At 60.4% G+C, this 19,433-nt stretch carries 16 protein-coding genes; 12 read left to right on the top strand and 4 right to left on the bottom strand.

The window, feature by feature from the left end; translation table 11 throughout:
- The first annotated feature begins 71 nt into the window (after nucleotides 1–71).
- The 11 genes from MRK42_RS10040 to MRK42_RS09990 all read left to right on the top strand — a co-directional run bounded on the left by MRK42_RS10040 (nucleotide 72) and on the right by MRK42_RS09990 (nucleotide 12,377).
- Nucleotides 72–1,022 (top strand): AAA family ATPase, encoded by a 951-nt coding sequence (locus tag MRK42_RS10040; protein ID WP_338612325.1) that lies wholly within the window; start codon nucleotides 72–74, stop codon nucleotides 1,020–1,022.
- Complete coding sequence (locus MRK42_RS10035; protein ID WP_338612324.1) at nucleotides 1,013–1,909, top strand: DUF58 domain-containing protein; 897 nt, start codon at nucleotides 1,013–1,015, stop codon at nucleotides 1,907–1,909. The genes MRK42_RS10040 and MRK42_RS10035 overlap by 10 nt, the downstream gene beginning before the upstream one ends.
- Nucleotides 1,894–2,433 (top strand): DUF4381 domain-containing protein, encoded by a 540-nt coding sequence (locus MRK42_RS10030; RefSeq protein ID WP_338612323.1) that lies wholly within the window; start codon nucleotides 1,894–1,896, stop codon nucleotides 2,431–2,433. Before MRK42_RS10035 ends, MRK42_RS10030 begins: the two co-directional genes overlap by 16 nt.
- Complete coding sequence (locus tag MRK42_RS10025; protein WP_338612322.1) at nucleotides 2,430–3,422, top strand: VWA domain-containing protein; 993 nt, start codon at nucleotides 2,430–2,432, stop codon at nucleotides 3,420–3,422. The genes MRK42_RS10030 and MRK42_RS10025 overlap by 4 nt, the downstream gene beginning before the upstream one ends.
- Nucleotides 3,413–4,861 (top strand): VWA domain-containing protein, encoded by a 1,449-nt coding sequence (locus tag MRK42_RS10020; protein WP_338612321.1) that lies wholly within the window; start codon nucleotides 3,413–3,415, stop codon nucleotides 4,859–4,861. Before MRK42_RS10025 ends, MRK42_RS10020 begins: the two co-directional genes overlap by 10 nt.
- A complete protein-coding gene (locus tag MRK42_RS10015) occupies nucleotides 4,858–6,396 on the top strand; it encodes a hypothetical protein (protein WP_354689023.1) in 1,539 nt (512 codons plus the stop codon). The genes MRK42_RS10020 and MRK42_RS10015 overlap by 4 nt, the downstream gene beginning before the upstream one ends.
- 13 nt (nucleotides 6,397–6,409) lie before the next feature.
- On the top strand, nucleotides 6,410–7,009 hold the full coding sequence (locus tag MRK42_RS10010; RefSeq protein WP_338612319.1) for a sigma-70 family RNA polymerase sigma factor: 600 nt from the start codon (nucleotides 6,410–6,412) through the stop codon (nucleotides 7,007–7,009).
- Nucleotides 7,002–7,778: a DUF3379 domain-containing protein gene (locus MRK42_RS10005; protein ID WP_338612318.1), complete on the top strand. Its 777-nt coding sequence runs from the start codon at nucleotides 7,002–7,004 to the stop codon at nucleotides 7,776–7,778. Before MRK42_RS10010 ends, MRK42_RS10005 begins: the two co-directional genes overlap by 8 nt.
- Nucleotides 7,779–8,170: 392 nt before the next feature.
- The gene (locus MRK42_RS10000) at nucleotides 8,171–9,496 is read left to right on the top strand and encodes an outer membrane protein transport protein (RefSeq protein WP_042026315.1); all 1,326 of its coding nucleotides are present in this window, start codon (nucleotides 8,171–8,173) and stop codon (nucleotides 9,494–9,496) included.
- A gap of 253 nt (nucleotides 9,497–9,749) precedes the next feature.
- Nucleotides 9,750–11,036, top strand: a complete 1,287-nt coding sequence (locus tag MRK42_RS09995; RefSeq protein WP_338612317.1) for an outer membrane protein transport protein — start codon at nucleotides 9,750–9,752, stop codon at nucleotides 11,034–11,036.
- A gap of 117 nt (nucleotides 11,037–11,153) precedes the next feature.
- Nucleotides 11,154–12,377: an EAL domain-containing protein gene (locus MRK42_RS09990; RefSeq protein ID WP_061477598.1), complete on the top strand. Its 1,224-nt coding sequence runs from the start codon at nucleotides 11,154–11,156 to the stop codon at nucleotides 12,375–12,377.
- Here MRK42_RS09990 and MRK42_RS09985 read toward each other — a convergent pair.
- Nucleotides 12,374–13,537 carry an acetyl-CoA C-acyltransferase gene (locus tag MRK42_RS09985; RefSeq protein WP_338612316.1) on the bottom strand — a complete coding sequence of 388 codons (1,164 nt, stop codon included), beginning with the start codon at nucleotides 13,535–13,537 and terminating at the stop codon, nucleotides 12,374–12,376. The genes MRK42_RS09990 and MRK42_RS09985 overlap by 4 nt on opposite strands.
- Before the next feature lie 120 nt (nucleotides 13,538–13,657).
- Here MRK42_RS09985 and MRK42_RS09980 point away from each other — a divergent pair, with 120 nt between their 5' ends.
- Entirely contained in the window at nucleotides 13,658–14,053 is a 396-nt protein-coding gene (locus tag MRK42_RS09980) for a MerR family DNA-binding transcriptional regulator (protein ID WP_042026319.1), read from the top strand.
- Between the two features lie 106 nt (nucleotides 14,054–14,159).
- On the opposite strand, the gene rplY is transcribed toward MRK42_RS09980, so the two are convergent.
- The 3 genes from rplY to hrpA all read right to left on the bottom strand — a co-directional run bounded on the left by rplY (nucleotide 14,160) and on the right by hrpA (nucleotide 19,424).
- Nucleotides 14,160–14,447 (bottom strand): 50S ribosomal protein L25, encoded by a 288-nt coding sequence (gene rplY / locus MRK42_RS09975; RefSeq protein WP_024945378.1) that lies wholly within the window; start codon nucleotides 14,445–14,447, stop codon nucleotides 14,160–14,162.
- 117 nt (nucleotides 14,448–14,564) lie between these two features.
- Nucleotides 14,565–15,413: a hypothetical protein gene (locus MRK42_RS09970; RefSeq protein WP_026457898.1), complete on the bottom strand. Its 849-nt coding sequence runs from the start codon at nucleotides 15,411–15,413 to the stop codon at nucleotides 14,565–14,567.
- A 96-nt stretch (nucleotides 15,414–15,509) separates the two neighbouring features.
- The gene (gene hrpA, locus MRK42_RS09965; protein ID WP_225632324.1) at nucleotides 15,510–19,424 is read right to left on the bottom strand and encodes an ATP-dependent RNA helicase HrpA; all 3,915 of its coding nucleotides are present in this window, start codon (nucleotides 19,422–19,424) and stop codon (nucleotides 15,510–15,512) included.
- Between the last annotated feature and the right edge of the window lie 9 nt (nucleotides 19,425–19,433).

Here is a 19,433-nt window from a genome sequence, read left to right as displayed (position 1 = left end):
CCCTGGCTCGCCCTCGCGGGTCAACTGGAGTATAAACAGATCAACTTCCATAAAAACAACGGGTTTATCGCATGGCTGTGGCCGAATTCAGACAATTGAGGAACTATTTGAGCAGCCAGATCCTGGGACAGGATGAGCTGATTGAAGGCTTGCTGATCGCCCTGCTATGTGAAGGACATGTGTTAATCGAAGGGGCACCCGGCCTTGCCAAGACCCGGGCGGTCAAGGCGCTGGCCGGCGCCGTCGAGGGGCGCTTCGCTCGCATCCAGTTCACCCCGGATCTGCTGCCGGCCGATCTCACCGGTAGCGAGGTGTTTCATCCCCAGGATGCCAGCTTCGTGTTCCAACCCGGCCCCCTCTTCAACCACCTTATTCTCGCCGACGAGATCAACCGGGCCCCGGCCAAGGTGCAGTCCGCGTTGCTGGAGGCGATGGCCGAACACCAGATCACGGTGGGCAAGAAGAGCTGGCGCCTGCCGCCCCTCTTTATGGTGGCAGCAACCCAAAACCCCATCGAGCAGGAGGGCACCTACCCTCTGCCGGAGGCCCAGCTCGATCGTTTCCTGCTCAAGCTGATGGTTGATTACCCGAGCCCCACCATGGAGCTCGCCATTTTGCAGCTCAACGCCAAAGGCGAGCAGCTGGCCGCCGCCCCCGTGACCCTGAGTCAGGCCACCTTGCAGAGTGCCCGCAGCGAGGTGCTGGCCGTGACGATGCAAGAGCGCCTCGCCCACTATCTGGTGGCGCTGGTGTGTGCCACTCGCCCGGGCAGCGGCCTGTGCCCAGCTCTCGAGCCCCTCATCGCCGTCGGTGCGAGCCCCAGAGCCTCGCTGGCCCTGGCCCGCTCGGCCCGCGCACGGGCCTGGCTCGCGGGGCGAGACTATGTGGTGCCGGAAGATATCCAGCTGCAGGCCTATCCGGTACTGCGCCATCGCCTCATTCCCAGCTATCAGGCCCTGGCGGATAACCTGGACAACGACACCCTGATCGACCGCCTGCTGGATCTGGTGCCATGCCCCTAGATCCTTGCCAGCATCCCGATATCGCGCTGGAGCTACCTCGCCTGATCAATATCCGGCTGTGGGCGAAAGCGCAGCGCAAGGCTGGTAGAAGCAGTGCCGAGCGAGGCAAGCCGGGCCGCTCTCCGGGCCTCACTTTCAGGGAGCTGCGCGCCTATCAGGCCGGTGACGAGGTACGCCACATCGACTGGCGGGTCACCGCCCGGCTCGGGCGACCCTATACCCGCCTCTATAGTGAAGAGCTGGATCAGGCCCACTGGCTGCTGCTCGATCTCTCCCCCGCCATGTATTTCGGCTCCACATTGCAACTCAAGGCACGTCTGGGATGCGAGCTGGCCGCCGCCCTGATCTGGCAAGGGGAACAGCAACACAACACCTTGATCTGCCACGGCGCCGAACCCCATCGCCTGAGCCAGCGCGGCAGCGTCATCCCCTTGCTCGAATCCCTCTGTCATCACTATCGTCTCGGCCTGACACGCCGCGACCCGGCGTCCTCCCTCGCCCAGACCCTGTCCAGGCTGACCCTTCCCCACGGCGCCAGACTGACCCTGATCACGGATCACAGACCCTGTGATGGCGCCCTGTGCCAACAGTTGCAGCTCTTGTCCCGTCGCCACGATATCCACTACTGGCAGATCCGCGACCCTCTGGAGGCCAACCTGCCCACTCACGGTCAACTGCCTGTCGCCATCGAGCGCCCGCCCCGGCACTATCAGGGCTGGCTGGATGGCCAGCATGCCGGCTTTGTCAGGCGCTACCAACAGACGGCCCAGCAACAGCTTGCCCATGGCAGGCAACAACTGTTACCGCTGGTGCAGCGCCTTTATCTGCTTGACAACGGCCAGACGCTGCAGCAACAGTGGCAGGAGGGGTTATGTCATCAGGGATAAATGCGACAGCAAAGCTGGAGTTGGCCAGCCCCGCTTCGGATGTCATCACGCCGCCGCTAAGCTCGCTGATGAGGGACATACACCCGGGCCCCGAGATCGCCGAGCAGAGCCTGGATCCCAGGCTTCAAGGGCTATTGTGGCTACTGATCGGTGCAACATTGCTCTGGCTGATCATCCGTTTCACTCTGATGGTGCTGGGATACCGGCGCTGGTGTCGCCAGTTTGATGGGGACCCCCAGCAACTGGTGCCCCGACTTCAGGAGGCCCTGCGCCATGAGGCGCTGCAGCGCTGGCCCGAGGCTCGCCAGCTCCATGGAGAGGCGTGGCTCGCCTTTGTCGATCGTCATGGCGGGAGCGATTTTTGCCAGTTTGCCGATCAATGGAGCGGCTGGCTCTATGGCAACCAGTCACCCACCCGCGAGCAGCGCGCCCGGCTTGAGCATGCCTATCGCCGCTGGGGGCGCACCGTTTTTTTGCGCCAACCACTGCTGGCAACAAGACGCGCTCGCCGGAGGCAGTCATGATCCTCGCTTGGCCCTGGTTTGCCCTGGCACTGGTGCTGCCCCTGCTGGTGCGCTTTGGCCTGCCTTCCCTGAAGAGGGGTCATCTGCACCATCCCGGCTTTCCCCTGCTGCGTCCCCACGGTGGCTTGCCCTTGTGGCGCGCCCTCTTTATCTGGTGCACCCTGATCCTCGCCCTCTGCCGCCCCCAATGGTGGGGAGAGCCTATCGTGCGTTATCAGGAGAGCCGCGATCTGCTGCTGGCGGTGGATCTCTCCGACAGCATGCGCACCCCCGACATGCTCGATCGCGGCGAACAGCTGGCGCGCCTGACGGCGGTGCGCCAGCAGATCAAGCAACTGATCGCCGCCCGCGCCGGAGACAGGATCGGGCTTATCGTCTTTGCGGATCACGCCTACCTGCTCTCTCCCCTGACCCGGGAGATCCCCGCCCTGCTGACCTTGAGTGACGAGCTCGACTTTGATCTGGTGGGGCGTACTACGGCGCTCGGTGAAGCTATCCTGCTGGCTCGCCAGCACGCCGACCCAGCCCACCCCGGCGCCCTGCTGCTGGTGACCGATGGGCGCAATACCGCAGGCAGCGCCGATCCTCTGCAGGAGGCCCGCCTCGCCGCTGCGAGCGGCATGCGGATCTACACCCTGGGGGTTGGCGCCGATCCGGATACCTTCGTCCTGCCTTACGATCCGCTGGGCACCGGCCAGGCCGATCCCAGCAGTGAGCTGGATGAGCCCCTGCTCAAGGCGCTAGCCGAGGTGGGCCACGGGCGCTACTTTCGGGCACGCACCCAGGCCGATCTTGAGGCTATCAACGACGCCCTCAATCAACTGGAGCCCACCGCCCGGCCAAGTGCGCACCATCAACCAATCACCGAACTTTATCCCTGGCCACTGGCGCTGGTATGCGCCCTCTTGCTGCTCCCCACCAACGGCAAAGGCGCGCTTCCTGGTGGCTGGCGCGCCCTGCTGGCAAGAAGGGTTCGCCGATGGAGCTGATCCTGCTGCGACCATGGTGGCTGCTTGCCCTGATCCCCTGGCTCTGGCAAGGGTGGCGACGCCATCGCCAGCCCCCCCTGCTGGCGCCCGCCATGCAGGCCTATCTGCTGCCTGCCACCAGGCCCTCTCGCCCCTGGCGCTGGCTGGCAACCTTGCCCGTCATCCTGGCACTGAGCGGGCCGGCTCTGCGCGGTGAGCTGCAACAACAACCCGCCGCCCCCCTCGATATCTGGCTGCTCGATCTCTCCCGCTCCATGGAGGCCACCGATCTCAAGCCGGATCGGGCCACCCGGGTCAGGTGGCAGTTGCAACAGCTGCTCGCCAGCGCCCAAGGCGCGCGTATCGCCCTCATCCTCTATGCCGGGGATGCCTATCTCGCCATGCCGCCGACCCGGGATCATCAGGCGCTCTCCCTGCTGCTGCCCGACTTGCGCCCCGCCATCATGCCGCTGCAGGGCAGCAACCCGGCACGGGCCGTCGCCCTGGCCATGAAACAGATTGCCCCCGGCGAACAGGCCCGGCTGCTGCTCATCACCGATGATCTAAGCGCCAAACAGATAGCGCAGATTGGCAAGCTGTGGCCCTGCCAGCAGAGCCTGTTTTGCCACGACAATGCCCCAGCGCGGCTCGATATCCTGCTCGCCAGCAGCGGCCAGGCGGCAAATATGCCTCCCATCCCGGCCGGTGAACTTGGTTTTGCGCGCCAGCCCCCCCGTTTGCCGGCACCGGACGGCCACGCCATCGAGGCCCTGGCGAGCCGCCTTGGCGGTTCACTGCAATGGCTTGACGGCGCCCCTCCCCGTTTTGCGCCGCTGCCGGCCACCAGCTCGGCCCTGACGCCAGCCCCCCTCGATCTCGGTCCCTGGTTACTGATCCCGCTGCTGCTGCTCGCCCTGCTCGCCAGAGTGGGGGCCTATCTGATGGTGCCGCTGATCCTTGGCTGGCCACTGTTGCAGTCACCGCCGGCACAGGCGAACGAGCTCACCGAACAACAAGCTCTTGCCGCCTATCAGCGAGGAGATTTTGAGGACGCGGCCCTGGCCTTCGATAACCCCATCTGGCGCGGCAACGCCTTGTATCGGGCAGGCAAGTTCCGTCAGGCGATCGCGGCCTATCAGGAAGATGACAGCGCCACCGCCTACTACAACCGGGGCAATGCGCTGGTACAGCTCGGGGAACTGGACAGCGCCAAAGAGGCCTATCTGGCTGCTCTTGCGCAAGAACCTGGCCATGAAGATGCCCTCTATAACCTCTCTTTGCTGCAGGGCCAGGCGGCATCCGCGCCTGAGAAGACCGACACGGCGCCTCTCCCGTCGCCCTCTTCTCCCCAAAGCGAACCGGCCCCCTTGCCCCCCGCCCCGCCGGTGGTACTGCTTGAACAGCGTCTTCGCAAGGAGGCGCTCAGACGGGAGCTTATCAAGGTGGAGGCTCCCTGGTGAGATACCTCATACTGGCCCTGTTGCTGTTGGCCTCCCCTGGCTGGACCTTGCCACCTCGGGCCGAGTTGTTGCCGGGCACCGATCCTGCGGACTGGCTATTGATCATTGAAGCTGATGGCGAGCGCGACAGCCGCGAGCTGGAGATAGCCCCGCTGCTGCGCCAGTTTGCAGTGGGCAGGGTCACCATGAGCCGGGTCACGACGCCGGTGCAGCAGTTGACCCGCTGGCAGATCCCCCTGCACCTCGGCCAGGGGCACGATGGAACGGCTGACCTCATCATTCCCTCCCTCAAGCTGGGTGATGAGATGACCCACCCCCTCCATTTTCGCCCGCAGCAGGTGACAAAAATCGCACCAGCACCAGCACCAGCACCAGCACCAGCACCGATGGAAATGCAGGCCCGCCTGCTGCATCAAGGACCCCTCTATCCCGGTCAGCCGGTCATTTACCAACTCACCCTCTGGCTCCCCGCCAATCTGCAACATCCGGGGTTGAGCGAACTGACCTCTCCCCATTTCATCATTCGCCGCCTTGGCGATGACGAGTGGATAGCCCCCGCACAGGAGGGATTGCCCGGCAGGCTCACCCGCAGCTGGCTGATCCAGGCCAGGGAGCCGGGGAACTGGCAATTGGAGTCTCCCCGCTTGCAGGGCCAGTTGCTCCGGCAAGGGGACGGGCCGGATCGGCTCTCCGCCAGAGCGGCGCCGCTTCAGGTTCGGGTGGACAAGGCTCCCGCCACGCCCGTGGCCAGCGCCCTGACCTTGCGCCAGCGCATCGAGCCCGCCAGCGAAGGGCCTCTGGGAGAACCGCTGATCCGCATCCTGACCCTGACGCTGGAAAATGGCGACAGCAGTCAGGTGCAGCTGGCTCCTCTCATGGCAAGTCGCCTCCCTGACGGTTTGCAGGCCCATCCCGACGGGGAGCGGCAAGATGAACGCTACCGCGACAATGTCCTGCACATCAAGCGAGAGTGGCGGCAAACTCTGTCAGTCCAAGAGGCCGGTACCTATCTGCTGCCCCCCATCGAGTTGAGCTGGTTCAACACTCAAACGGGCAAAATTGAGCAACTATCCCTGCCAGCCACCCGCCTCAGCTTCCAGCCCGCGACGGGCCATGAAACAGAGCAGAGCGCATCACGGGAAGTCGCCGCAGACAGCCTCTGGTGGGTGTTGCTGGCGTTGGGGCTGCGCATGGTCTGGCGTCGCTGGCCACGCTGGCGGGCTTTCTATTACCTGCAGCGGGCACTCTGCCTGCACCGGCCCGATGCCAGCCGAAAAGCGCTCATCCATTGGGCCTCCCTACGCTGGCAGGGCACCTATTATGAATTAGGCCAGTTGCAGCGAGCTCGGCATAATCATGTCGGCGCGCATCTAGAAGATCTCGAGCGAGTCTGTTTTTCCAGCCAGCCAACTGATCCGCTCCCCCGCTGGCAACAGCTCGGCGACACGCTAAGGCCCCATGAAACCATCGGGATCGCACACCTCATCTGCCTGCTGGCGCACCTGAGTGCTCGCTCCCGCGCATCGGCCCCCTGACAAGGAGTGCTTAATGGCATTGCTGTTTTTCAGAAAAAAACACGCTCAGCACCATATTGGAGGAAATGATCCGGCCAGTACGCCGGTCTATGACTATATGGCTGACAAACAAACCAAATTTGAAGCACTGGTCCATGCCCTGCACGGGGATCTCTACCGTTACGCCTACTGGCTGACCCGGGATCCGACGGTGGCGGAAGACTTGGTGCAAGAGACCTTCCTGCGCGCCTGGAAGGCCATCGACACCTTGCTCGATGACAAGGCAGCCAAGAGCTGGCTGATCACCATACTGAGGCGAGAGAACGCCCGCCGTTTCGAGCGTAAACAGTTCGATCTGGTGGATCTGGATGAACATCCCCAAAGTCACCCGGATGCCCTGCATAGCGAACAGGAGATGGAACACGAGTGGCTGCGCCGCCATATCGGCCGCCTGCCCGAGGAGTACCAGGAACCCCTGCTGCTGCAAGTGGTGGGGGGATTCAGTGGTGACGAAATTGCCGAGATGCTCGGCCTCAACAAAAACACCGTCATGACCAGATTGTTTCGAGCCCGCAACCAGATCAAAGAGGCGATGGAACAGAAGAAACCAGCAAGAGGACACGGACATGGATGAACTCGAATTTCGCCGCAACGCCATGATCCAGCCCCATGATCAGCAACCGGATTTTCTCGAGGCGGCCAATGCCAATCCGGCCAATCGCCAATATCTGGACGAGATGAAGCGGCTCGATCGTTCGCTCCATCAGGCCATGGAGGTCGACGTCCCAGCCGGACTCGCCCAGCGGATCCTGCTAAAACAAGCCTTGCTGAGAGAAGAAGATGAAGCCCTGCAACCGGCTCATCCCGTGGGGAACCTGCCCACGGCAACATCAGGTACTGCCAAGACCAATTGGCGCCAGCTAGCCATGGCCGCCTCCGTCGCCTTCCTGCTTGGACTCAGCACACGCTGGATAACCCTGCCCCAGGCTCCGGCCACGACCCAGTCCCTCGCCCAGGTGGCGATGGCCCATGTCTATGGGGAAGCACCTTTTATCAAGGGAGTCGACGAGCGGGTCAACCTGCAAAACATCAACGCCAAGATGGAGAAATATGGCGCCACCTTAAGCGGGATGGACGGGCTCAAGGTGACCTATGTCAACCATTGCTCTTTTTATCAGGGGCCCGCGCTGCACATGGTGATCCAGGGCAAGATGGGACCGGTCACCCTGTTTTTGGTACCCAAACACGTGCCCTTGACCCTGCAACCCAACTTTGAGGATGGCACCCTCAAGGGTGAAATAGTGCCGCTGCGGGGTGCCAACATGGTGCTGATTGGTGACATGCAAGAGCCCCTTGCGCCAGTTGCCGACACCCTGGAGTCACGTCTGCACTGGTCCATTTAACAAAACCGGTCGATACCCATATTCACAGGCAGTCTGGCTCGCCCAGCTGCCTGTTCAACTCAAGTTCCCCCCTCTTTTTCCGCCAGATGTCGCACGTTATCCCATTTTTCAAAAAAATATTTTTGTGAGCCAGATCGGTTAATTTGCTCTAAAAATGGCCTTCTACCCCCGAAATTGATGAATTAAACAGCCAAATAAAACAAATGATTAACACCTTGGTCACTTTTATGTATTCTGCTGTCACTGGTCTGATTTCTTACCTCCTACCAGATCCATAGAATCACGCCAGCATTGATTGGGAAGAAGCTGAAATAACAACGGATTTTGTCGAGGTCTGCAGTGAACATGCAGCCAAGTATCGGCAAAAAAATCTGCCTACAAGAGAGAACACCATGACCACAACAGTTTTCAAGAAGAGCCTGATTGCAGCCACTATTGCCCTGGCCACCAGCCAGGTTCATGCTGCTGCGTTCCAGCTGAACGAGCACTCCGCCTCCGGTCTGGGCCGTGCCTATGCCGGTGAAGCGGCCATTGCCGACAACGCCGCCGTGCTGGCCCGCAACCCGGCAGCCATGACCACCTTCGACAAGATGGCCGTTTCCGTCTCCGGCACCTATATCAAGCCGGATGTGGATGTAGAGGGGCAAACCTCCGGCAATTTGACTTTGCCAACTGGCACGTCGGTTCCCAACTACTTCAACCGTAGCGCCTCTGAATCAAATATCGCGCCCGCCGCTTTTGTTCCGGCCTCCTACTTTATTCAGCCACTGAATGATCAGTGGGCCTGGGGTATCGGCCTCTTCTCCAACTACGGCCTCTCTACCGAATATGAGAAGAACTTTGCCGCGGGTTCAGGTGCCGGTGATACCGAGCTGTTGACCCTCAATATCAACCCGAATATCGCCTACCGCATCAACGAGCAGTTCAGCATTGGTGCCGGCATCAATGCCGTGTATGCAGAAGCCGAGCTAAACCGCTATGCCGGTGTACTGGCACCTGTTTTGTCTCAAAAAACAGGGAAAGTACACTCCGCCGACACCAAAATTGCGGGACTTAAAGGTGACACATGGGGTTTTGGCTGGAACGTAGGCGCCCTTTATGAAGTCAACGATGACCATCGTTTCGCACTGACTTATCGTTCCCAGGTCGATCTCAGCTTTGATGGCGATTTCAATGGTACCAGCTCTAATTACAAGACTGTTGACGGCAACCTGAAGCTGGATCTGCCGGCACAGGCCGAGTTCGCCGGCTACCACCGCCTTAACCAGCAGTTTGCCGTTCACTACTCCGTCAACTGGACCGACTGGAGCGCCTTCCAGGAGCTGAAAGCCACCAGCAACCAGTGTGCTGGCGGTGTCTGCCTGCAAAAAGACGAGAAGTTCAAGGACTCCACTCGTTACTCCATCGGCGGTACCTGGTATATCAACCCGGCTTGGGAAGCGCGTCTGGGCTTCGCCTACGACAACAGCCCGATCGAACCTGAATACCGCAGCCTGAGCATCCCTGACTCTGACCGTGTCTGGTACAGCGCCGGTGCTACCTACCACATCAACCCGGACATGAGCGTCGACTTCGGCATGGCCTATCTGGACGGGAAAGAAGTTGATGTTAACGAAGGTTTGGTCACCCACAGTGGCACTGTCAACAACCCTCGCTGGCAAGGTACCTCCCACGGCAACGCCTTCCTGGCATCTGCCCAGTTCAACATGAAGTTCTGATTGTTGAGCAACATAAAAGAGCGCCGCAAGGCGCTCTTTTTTTATGCAACATCTGCTTCTCGGCGTACAGCTGTAGCACACACATGTTCACTTTTCTTTTTTAATCAAACTATTAGAGCGCTCTCTCCCAGTATTTAATCCCGTTTTCATCCTCTGTGTGCCTCCGTGGTTGCCTTACTGGTCATACCATATAAAATCCTGCCTCCATTCATATGGCCTACTGAACATTCGGTTCATACCCAAGGATTTTGTCATGCAATCCATCATCAAACCGTCCGCCATCGCCCTGTTGGTGATCGCGGGTCAAACCCATGCCGCCGGATTCCAGCTGGCCGAGCAATCTGCCACCGGCCTCGGCCGCGCATTTGCCGGTGAAGCCGCCATTGCCGACAACGCCTCCGTATTGGGCCGCAACCCGGGTGCCATTACCCGCTTCAAACAGACCGCCTTCTCCGGCGGCTTCATCTATATTCGCCCCCAGGTCGATATCGAAGGGCGTGTGAGCGATAAGTTCGTGACCCCAGTGGGTAGCCTGCCCACCGGCAACAAGTCCGCCGACGCCAGCGACGTGGCGGGCGATGCCTGGGTGCCCAACCTCTATGTCGTCACCCCCCTGAATGAACGACTCAGCCTGGGGCTCTCCCTCTCCTCCCAATACGGGCTCGGGATCGAGATGCCCAAAGGGTACAGCGCCGGCCACTTTGGCAATGTGTCCGATATCAAGACAGTCGAGCTCGGCACGGCCCTGGCCTATCAGTTCACCCCCTTCTTCTCCGCAGGCATGGGACTTTCCCTTATTCGTGGCGAGGGGGAAGTAGGTGGCACTTTCCCCCACCAGGACAAGATCGCCAAGCATCTCGAAGGCACTGGGAACGAGCTTGGCTGGAATATCGGTGTGCTGCTCACCCCAAGCGAGCGGACCCGTATCGGTCTCACCTATCGCAACGGGGTCGATCTCAAGCTCAAGGGGGATGCCGTCGGGGTCGATGGCCAGGGACAGACGTTCAAAGATACCGGCAATCTGGTACTGCCACTGCCTGCCACCGCCGAACTTGCCCTCTTCCAGCAGCTCACAGACAAGCTCGCGCTCCATGGCAGCGTCAACTGGACTAACTGGAGCAAGTTTGTCGGTCTGGATGCCAGCCTGGATCATCAGGGGCCGATGCACATCAAAGATGAAAACTGGCAGGACAGCTGGCGCTATGCGCTCGGCATGACCTATCAAGTGGCGCCCAAGTGGCAACTGCGCTCAGGCATTGCCTACGATGAGAGTCCGGTCCCCGCGGCCAACCGCACCATTTCCATCCCCGACTCGGATCGCATCTGGTACAGCCTGGGAGTGGGATATCAGTACAGCAAAGCGCTCTCGGTCGATGTGGGCGTCACCCTGATCGATGGCAAAAAAGTGGGGGTACATGAATCCTTCACGCAACCGGTTCGCCTGCCCAACGGCATCCCGGCCCACTACCAGTCCAATTTTGACGGCACTTCGGAAGGGGATGCCTGGCTGGCCGGTGCCCAGCTGAGCTATCTCTTCTAACTCGTTCTTCTTGCAAAAAAACACTATGCCAGTCATTGACTCAGCGAGCCGGGTCAATACTGGCATAGTGCCGCGCTACACCATAGAATCAAGCCAGTACCCATATCGGAGCCAGGCATGTATTCCTACGTAGCTAGACAGCCGATCCTCGACAAGGATCTCAATACCCATGCCTATGAATTGCTCTTTCGCGATAGCCTGAACAATGTCTTCCCCAGCATCTCCTCCCAGCAGGCCACATCACGCCTGGTGGTGGAGCAATTTTTGCAGCAAAACATCGATCAATTGCTGGGAGGCCGACCCTGCTTCATCAACTTCCCTCACTCCCTGTTGCTGGATGGTCTGGCGGAATGCCTCCCTCCCGATAAGGTGGTGATTGAAATTCTGGAAGATGCGGCGCCGGATGATGCTCTGCTGGAGAAGGTCAAACAGCTGCATACACAGGGCTACCAGCTGGCACTGGATGACTTCACCCTGTCGCCGGAGTGGGAGCGTTTCCTTCCCTTTATCCACATCATCAAATTTGATCTCAGGGCCACCTCCCTGTTCCAGATCAAGGTGTTCATTCAACGTCACAAAAGCCTCAACCTCACCTATCTGGCGGAAAAGGTGGAGGACAAGGCCGAATTCGAACGGATGAAGAAACTGGGCATCCAACTGTTTCAGGGGTTTTTCTTCAGCCGCCCCGAACTGGTCAAGCAGGCGACCATGGAGCCGACCCAGGTAGTGGTCATGCAGCTGCTCAACGTGGTCAATCAGGCAGAGCCCGACATCAACCGGATTGAACAGCTGCTGAGTCAGGACGTGGCCCTCTCCCTCAAGTTGCTGCGTTATGTCAATCATCTCAAGGGGCGTACCAATCCCATCTCTTCCTTTCGCCAGGCGGCCATCTACCTTGGCAACACCCAGCTAAAGCGCTTTGTCTCCCTGGTCGCTGCCACCAGCGCAGGTAAAGGCAAGAGTGCCGAGCTCTATCAGATGTCCCTGATCCGGGCCCGTTTCTGCGAATTGCTTGCCCATGTCCATGCTCCCGCCCAGCAGGAACCACAGGCCTTCATCACCGGGCTCTTCTCGCTGCTGGATGTGTTGATGGAACAACCGATGGACAAGCTGCTGGGTACCATTCCGCTCGCCGAAGAAATCCGGTTGGCCCTGCTGGAGCGCAAGGGCAATCTGGGTTTCTACCTCGCATTTTGTGAAGAGTACGAAAGCGCCAACTGGACACAAGTCTCAGCCAGAACGGCCAGACTGGGGCTGAGCGAAGACAAAATCAGCCACCTCTATCTGGCCGCCACCACCTGGGTCAACGAACAGTTCCAGGCGATGACGGCAACCGACTAGTCGATCTCGACCGCCATCGCGGTCGCCTCCCCGCCCCCGATACAGAGCGCAGCCACCCCGCGTCGCAAACCCCGTTGGCGAAGCGCCGCGATCAGGGTCACCAGCACACGGGCACCGCTCGCTCCCAGCGGGTGACCCAGGGCGCAGGCGCCACCGTGCACATTGACCTTGTGATGGGGAATACTGCATCCGGCCATCGCCAGCATGGTGACCATGGCGAAAGCCTCGTTGATCTCGAACAGGTCGACCTCCTCCACCGACCAGTCAAGTTTAGCCAGCAGACGAGAGATGGCGCCGATGGGTGCCGAGGTAAACTCCGCCGGCAACGCGGCATGGCTCTGATAACCCACGATCCGGGCCAGCACCGGGATCTGGTGCGTTTGCGCCAGCTCGGGCGCCATCAGGATCAAGACGGCGGCCCCATCGGAAATGGAACTGGCGTTGGCTGCCGTGATGGTTCCCTCCTTGCCGAAGGCCGGCTTGAGCGTGGGGATCTTGTCAGGTCGCCCCTTACCGGGCTGCTCGTCTTCGGCAAGCAACAACTGCTCGCACCGATAGACGGGGGCCAGCTCGGCGGCAAAAAGTCCTTCCTGCTGGGCCTGACGCGCTCGTTGCAGCGAGGCAAGAGCAAATTCATCCATGGCCACCCGGGTCAGTCCCGCCTGATCGGCGCTGTGCTGGGCGTGGATCCCCATCAACTGGCCATCATAGGCATCCTGCAGCCCATCAAGGAACAGGTGATCGAGCACGGTTTGATGTCCCATGCGAAAGCCGCTGCGCGCTTTGTCCAGCAGATAGGGGGCACGACTCATGCTCTCCATGCCGCCAGCTACCACGACCCGGTTATCCCCGAGCCGGATGCTGTCTGCGGCCAGCATCACCGCCTTCATGCCGGAGCCACACACCTTGTTGATGGTCGTGGCGGGGACCGCAAGAGGCAGACCGGCCTTGAGCGTCGCCTGCCTCGCCGGCGCTTGGCCGACACCGCCTCCGAGCACATTGCCAAGATACACCTCATCGACCTGCTCCGGGGACAAGCCACTCTGCACCAGGGCCGCCTGAATGGCACAAGCCCCCAGCTCCGGGGCCGACACCTCTGCCAATGCTCCTTGAAAGGCTCCCATGGGCGTTCGTTTTGCCGCTACGATTGCAATATCCATTTGCTGCTCTCTCCTTGTTGGATGGTCCTAACATATGTGCTCTGGCGCTATGGAACAAGAGTTGCAGTGCAGTTTACGTTTAGGTAAGGTGCCCTCAGGATCGTTTGCCAAGATAGCCATATGAATAAAACCAAGGATGAGAGCCGGCGTTACAGCATCAGTGAGCTGGCCCGGGAATTTGATGTAACGACTCGCAGTATCCGCTTCTATGAAGATCAGGGCTTGCTTAACCCCGCCAGAGAGGGGCAGACCCGTATCTACAGCAAACAGGACAGGGTACGCCTCAAACTCACTCTACGCGGTAAACGGCTGGGGTTCAGCCTGGCAGAGATCCGCGAACTGTTTGATCTCTATGATGCCGACAAGAGCAGCCGGACCCAGTTACAGACCATGCTCGAACTGGTGGCGGAGAGAAGGGAAACCTTGCAGCAGCAGATGGAAGACATCCGAGTCGTGCTGCTGGAGCTGGAGGCCGCCGAGCAGCGCTGCCAGCAGGCGCTGAACCAGATGAAATAACAAGGGCGTTCTCCTGAACACGCACTGGCAAGTGCCAACCGGGGAACCCCGGATAGCAAAAAGCCACTCCTGAGAGTGGCTTTTTCTTCAACCGGACAGTTAGCGATTAAACGCGAACGAAGTCCAGGTGAACCAGCTTGTAACGTACCGGGTGACGCTGGATAGCTTTCACTTTTACGTTAACTTCTTCGCCGTTGATCACCAGAGTCAGTACGGACTCATAGAATTCCGGCTTTTCTTGGGCCAGGATGAATTTCTTGTGGTCAACAGTGATGGACTGAGCTTCTTTGCCTGCACCGTAAACGATGGCAGGAACTTGGTCAGCATGACGCAGGCGGCGGCTCGCACCTTTCCCCAGGTCAGAACGGACTTCAGCTTGGAATACGAAAGACATAGTAAGTATCTCTTTTAGATGAATGTATGGTGTTGACTGCGACCGGTCAGCACCTCGCAAAACGAGCGCGAATACTACCACGGGCCAATATCGGATACAAGGCGCGTACTTCTCTATTTAATTGCCCTGCTCCAGCCTGGCAAACTGCTGCTGACGCTGGCCCGGACTCAGGGCATCAAACTGCGCCAACGTCTCGGCGCGGGGGCAATAGAGCGCATCCCCGGTCTTGACCCGAATGCCGTTGCTCAGTCGGGAGCGATTGTCCGCAGCCAGCGCCAACAGGTAGCTGTAAGTGTCCGCCCCGATGCGATTGGCGAGCTGATTGGCGATACGCCACAGGGTCTCACCGGCAGCCACCCTGTGACACAGAGCCCGCCCCTCCCCAGCTGCCGGTTCGAGTTCCGTCAGCTCATCGTATGAATAGGAAGGCGGTGACATCCCTTCGGCCAACACCATGCCGGCTCCTGCCATCGTCCGGACGTTCATCCCCAGTTGTGCCAGCAGAGGCTCAGCCCCCTCGTCCCGCCCACGCAGCGCCCGTTCATTGCGCGCCAGCTCCGGCATGCTGAACTCGGCGATAAAGGGAACCAGGGCATCAACCTCACGCGGTGACGCAGCTACCAGGGTGGTCGCAGGCGCCGTGATCACGCCCTGATTGGGGGCAACCCCGTAGGCCATTTCGTCGATGCGCCTGAGCCTCGCCAGATAAGCCTTGGATAGTTCGGCCTCCCCTTCGAACAGATCGAACGGCGGCACCAGCCTGGCAGGAAAGAGGATCTGCCAGCGCCCGTTTTTCTGCCTTTGCGCCAGCGGTGGAAACTGGTTGCCATGCCAGGCCACGAACATGGCGGGGGGCGTGCGCCCCAGCGGATAATATTCCGGGTTCAACTGTACCCAGGTTTGTTCGGCAATAGGTTGGTAACCGCTGATCACCACCTGCGCCACACTCAACCAGATTCCCAGCATCCTGCCTCCCAGACTGGCTTGGCAACGGGGCAGTCAACCCTGACCCTCCCCTTGTCAACGACACATATCATCTTGTTAATTCAAACAAATAGCAGCTTAGCACTGGGCGATGGCGTTTAGCACCCGTTTATCGGAGACCGGATAGGGGGTCCCCAGATTCTGGGCAAAGAATGACACCCGCAGCTCCTCGATCATCCAGCGGATGTTGGCCACCTCGGTGGGCACCAGCTGGGATTTCGGGATCTTGGCCAGCAGCGCCTTGTATTCCGACTCAACGCTGTGCACCTTGAGCATGTAGACCCGATCCCGGTTGGGATCGATCGCCAACTTCTCCAGGCGCCGCTCGATGGCACGCAGGTAGCGCAAGAGATCCGGCAGCCGCTGCCAGCCGGTCTCGGTCACGAACCCCTTGTGAATGAGGTTGCCGAGCTGCTGCTGGATGTCGGACATGGCAAAGGCGGTGTCGAGCTGCATCTTGCCCTTGAGCCGCTTCTTGATCTCATGGGAGAGGGTCAGCACGGCTTCCACCTGTTTGGCTACCTCCACTACGGCGTCGTTGAGCTCGGCGCGGACATACTCCTTGAGCGCCTCGAAGCCGGCCTCGTCCCAGGCCATGCCGCCGTGCTGCTCGATGAGCTTGTCGCAGCCGCAGGCGATGCAGTCGTCAATCAGCTCCGCCACCTTGCCAAAGGGGTTGAAATAGAGCCCCAGCTTGGCCTTGTTGGGCAGCTTCTCCTGCAGGTACTTGATGGGAGATGGCACGTTGAGCAGCACCAGCCGGCGCTGACCGGCCCACATCAGCTGCTGTTGCACCACCGGGCTCTCCACCAGCTGGATGGCGACGGAATCTTTCTGATCAACCAACGCCGGATAAGCCTTCACCTCGAAGCCGCTGCGCTTTTGGCTGTACTCCTTCGGCAATTCGCCAAAGCTCCAGAGGGTGAGGCCGGACTGCTCGATATCATCGTCCGCCACTTGCGATAGCGTCTCCTGCACCTTGCCGCGCAGGGACTCTTTCAATGCCTCCAGGTCTTTGCCTTCCGCCACCTTCTTGTGCTTGTCGTCCACCACCCGGAAGGTGAGTTTCAGGTGATCGGGTACCGCAGCCCAGTCCCAGGATTCGCGAGGCACGGTCACGCCGGTCATGCGGCGCAGCTGGCGCTCCATCTCATCCAGCAGCGGCCCCTGCTCGGGGTTGATGCTGGCAAGCAGCGCATCGGCATAGTTGGGGGCTGGTACGAAGTTCTTGCGCATCGGCTTTGGCATCGACTTGATGAGGGCCACCAAGAGCTCATGACGAAGCCCCGGGATCAACCACTCGAACCCTTTCACCTCCACCTGGTTCAAGAGCGGCAGCGGGATATGCAGGGTCACGCCATCGGCGGCCTCCCCCGGTTCGAACTGGTAGGTCAGTTTGAGCTTGAGGCGCCCCTGCTGCCAGAAGTTGGGGTAGTCGAGATCGCTGATGTGGGCCGCATCCCCCTTCATCAGCATCTCTTTTTCGAAGTTGAGCAGCTCGGGATCCTGCTTTTGCGCCTCCTTCCACCACTTGTCAAAGTGACGGGCAGAGATAATTTCTTCCGGCAGGCGGGCATCGTAGAAGCGGAACAGATCCTCGTCATCCACCAGGATGTCGCGCCGGCGCGACTTGTGCTCCAGCGCCTCCACCTCCGCCAGCAGCTTGCGATTGTCGCTGAAGAAGCGATGGCGAGTCTCGAAATCCCCTTCCACCAGGGCGCGGCGGATAAAGAGCTCGCGGCACAGCGCCGGATCGATGCGGCTGAAGTTGATGGTGCGCTCGTTGACCAGGGTCAGACCATAGAGAGTCACCTTCTCCTTGGCCATGACGGCGCCGTTTTTCTTCGACCAGTGGGGATCGCTGTGGTGCAACTTGATGAGGTGGCCCGCCAGCGGCTCCACCCACTCGGGTTCAATCTTGGCGTTGATGCGGGCGTAGAGACGCGAGGTCTCAACCAATTCTGCGGCCATCACCCACTTGGGCGGCTTCTTGAACAGACCCGAGGCCGGGAACAGGTGGAAGCGGCCGTTACGGGCCCCGAGAAACTCCGGCTTCTCCAGATCCTTGTTGCCGATATGGCTCAAGAGACCGGTCAACAGGGCACAGTGCACCGTCTTGAAATCCGCCGGCTCTGCATTGGCCTTGAAGCCAAGCTCTTTGACCGTCTGGCGCAGCTGGAAGTGGATGTCCTGCCACTCACGCACCCGCAGGTAGGAGAGAAACTCCTTCTGGCACATGCGGCGGAACGGATTGCTGCCAAGGGCATCCTGCTGCTCTTTCAGGTAATTCCAGAGATTCACAAAGGCGAGGAAGTCGGAATCCTTGTCTTCAAAGCGTCTGTGCTGCTCGTCGGCGGCCTGTTTTTTCTCCATGGGCCGCTCGCGGGGATCCTGAATGCTGAGGGCGGCGGTGATCACCATCACCTCGCTCAGACAGCCTGTTTGCGCGGCGCTGATCACCATCTTCGCCAGGCGCGGATCAAGAGGAATGCGCGAGAGCTGGCGACCGGTCTCGGTCAGCTGCAATTTTGCCTCACGATCGCCGGTGGCAGGCAGCTCGCGCACCGCCTCCAGCTCTTTCAAGAGGGTCAAACCGTCCTTGATATGGCGCGACTCCGGCGGCTCGACGAAGGGGAAGGCTTCCATGTTGCCAAGGCCGAGCGCCAGCATCTGCAGGATGACGGAAGCCAGGTTGGTGCGCAGGATCTCGGGGTCGGTAAAGGCCGGACGGCCGTTGAAATCCTCCTCGGAGTAGAGGCGGATACAGATGCCGTCCGCCACCCGGCCGCAGCGGCCTTTACGCTGGTTGGCGCTGGCCTGGGAGACCGGCTCGATGGGCAGACGCTGTACCTTGGTGCGCCAGGAGTAGCGGCTGATACGGGCAGTACCCGGATCAATCACGTAACGGATGCCTGGCACGGTGAGAGAGGTCTCCGCCACGTTGGTGGCGAGCACGATGCGCCGCCCGGCGTGGGGCTGGAACACCTTGTTCTGCTCGGCGTTGGAGAGGCGGGCGTAGAGCGGCAGCACCTCGGTATCGCGCAAGTTGAGCTTGCGCAGGGCATCGGCGGTATCGCGGATCTCCCGCTCGCCGTTCATGAAGATGAGGATGTCCCCCAGCCCTTCGCGAGCCAGCTCCTCCACTGCATCGAAGATCCCCTGCAGCTCGTCGCGCTCTTCAAGCCCTTCGCTCTTGTCACTGCTCTTTTTATCAACAAACAGTGGGCGGTAGCGCACCTCCACCGGGTAGGTGCGCCCTGACACCTCGATCACCGGCGCCTTGTTGAAGTGGCGGGAGAAACGCTGTGGGTCTATGGTGGCCGAAGTGATGATGACCTTCAGATCGGGGCGCCTCGGCAGCAGCTGCTTCAAGTAACCCAGGATGAAGTCGATGTTGAGGCTGCGCTCGTGGGCCTCGTCGATGATGATGGTGTCGTACTGGGTGAGCATCCGGTCGTTCTGGATCTCCGCCAGCAGGATACCGTCGGTCATCAGCTTGATGTGGGTCTGCTCGCTCACCTGATCGGTAAAACGCACCTTGTAGCCCACGTAGTGGCCAAGCTCGGACTCCATCTCCTCGGCGATGCGGGCCGCCACGGTGCGGGCCGCCAGACGCCGCGGCTGGGTGTGGCCGATAAAGCCTTTCACCCCGCGCCCCAGCGCCAGGCAGATCTTGGGGATCTGGGTGGTTTTGCCCGAGCCGGTTTCGCCGGCGATGATCACCACTTGATGCTCTTCAATGGCTTTGGCGATCTCCGCCTGCTTCTGGCTGACCGGCAGGTTGTCCGGGTAGGTGACCCTGGGCACACCGGCCAGACGGGATTGATAACGCGCCTCGGCCACATCCAGGTCGGCGGCAATGGTCTCGAGCACGGCGGCCTGCTTGGCTTCCGGCAGCTTCTTGGCCCCGTGCAGACGGCTGGAGAGACGGCGGGCGTCGAGGTTCATGCAGGCAGATAGACGGCGGCGCAGCGCCTCGATAGAGAGAGACAAGGTACGAAT

This window comes from Aeromonas sp. 19NY04SH05-1 (assembly GCF_040581895.1).
In the GTDB taxonomy this organism is placed as follows: domain Bacteria; phylum Pseudomonadota; class Gammaproteobacteria; order Enterobacterales; family Aeromonadaceae; genus Aeromonas; species Aeromonas enteropelogenes.
The sequence above is the reverse complement of the archived record's forward strand: the minus strand, read 5'-3'. Positions and strand labels throughout refer to the sequence as shown.

Bases quoted from the DNA above. Each gene is read 5' to 3' on its own strand.
- MRK42_RS10040 (WP_338612325.1), top strand. From the start codon at position 72: ATGGCTGTGGCCGAATTCAGACAATTGAGGAACTATTTGAGCAGCCAG.
- MRK42_RS10035 (WP_338612324.1), top strand. From the start codon at position 1,013: ATGCCCCTAGATCCTTGCCAGCATCCCGATATCGCGCTGGAGCTACCT.
- MRK42_RS10030 (WP_338612323.1), top strand. From the start codon at position 1,894: ATGTCATCAGGGATAAATGCGACAGCAAAGCTGGAGTTGGCCAGCCCC.
- MRK42_RS10025 (WP_338612322.1), top strand. From the start codon at position 2,430: ATGATCCTCGCTTGGCCCTGGTTTGCCCTGGCACTGGTGCTGCCCCTG.
- MRK42_RS10020 (WP_338612321.1), top strand. From the start codon at position 3,413: ATGGAGCTGATCCTGCTGCGACCATGGTGGCTGCTTGCCCTGATCCCC.
- MRK42_RS10010 (WP_338612319.1), top strand. From the start codon at position 6,410: ATGGCATTGCTGTTTTTCAGAAAAAAACACGCTCAGCACCATATTGGA.
- MRK42_RS10005 (WP_338612318.1), top strand. From the start codon at position 7,002: ATGGATGAACTCGAATTTCGCCGCAACGCCATGATCCAGCCCCATGAT.
- MRK42_RS10000 (WP_042026315.1), top strand. From the start codon at position 8,171: ATGACCACAACAGTTTTCAAGAAGAGCCTGATTGCAGCCACTATTGCC.
- MRK42_RS09995 (WP_338612317.1), top strand. From the start codon at position 9,750: ATGCAATCCATCATCAAACCGTCCGCCATCGCCCTGTTGGTGATCGCG.
- MRK42_RS09990 (WP_061477598.1), top strand. From the start codon at position 11,154: ATGTATTCCTACGTAGCTAGACAGCCGATCCTCGACAAGGATCTCAAT.
- MRK42_RS09985 (WP_338612316.1), bottom strand. From the start codon at position 13,537: ATGGATATTGCAATCGTAGCGGCAAAACGAACGCCCATGGGAGCCTTT.
- MRK42_RS09980 (WP_042026319.1), top strand. From the start codon at position 13,658: ATGAATAAAACCAAGGATGAGAGCCGGCGTTACAGCATCAGTGAGCTG.
- rplY (WP_024945378.1), bottom strand. From the start codon at position 14,447: ATGTCTTTCGTATTCCAAGCTGAAGTCCGTTCTGACCTGGGGAAAGGT.
- MRK42_RS09970 (WP_026457898.1), bottom strand. From the start codon at position 15,413: ATGCTGGGAATCTGGTTGAGTGTGGCGCAGGTGGTGATCAGCGGTTAC.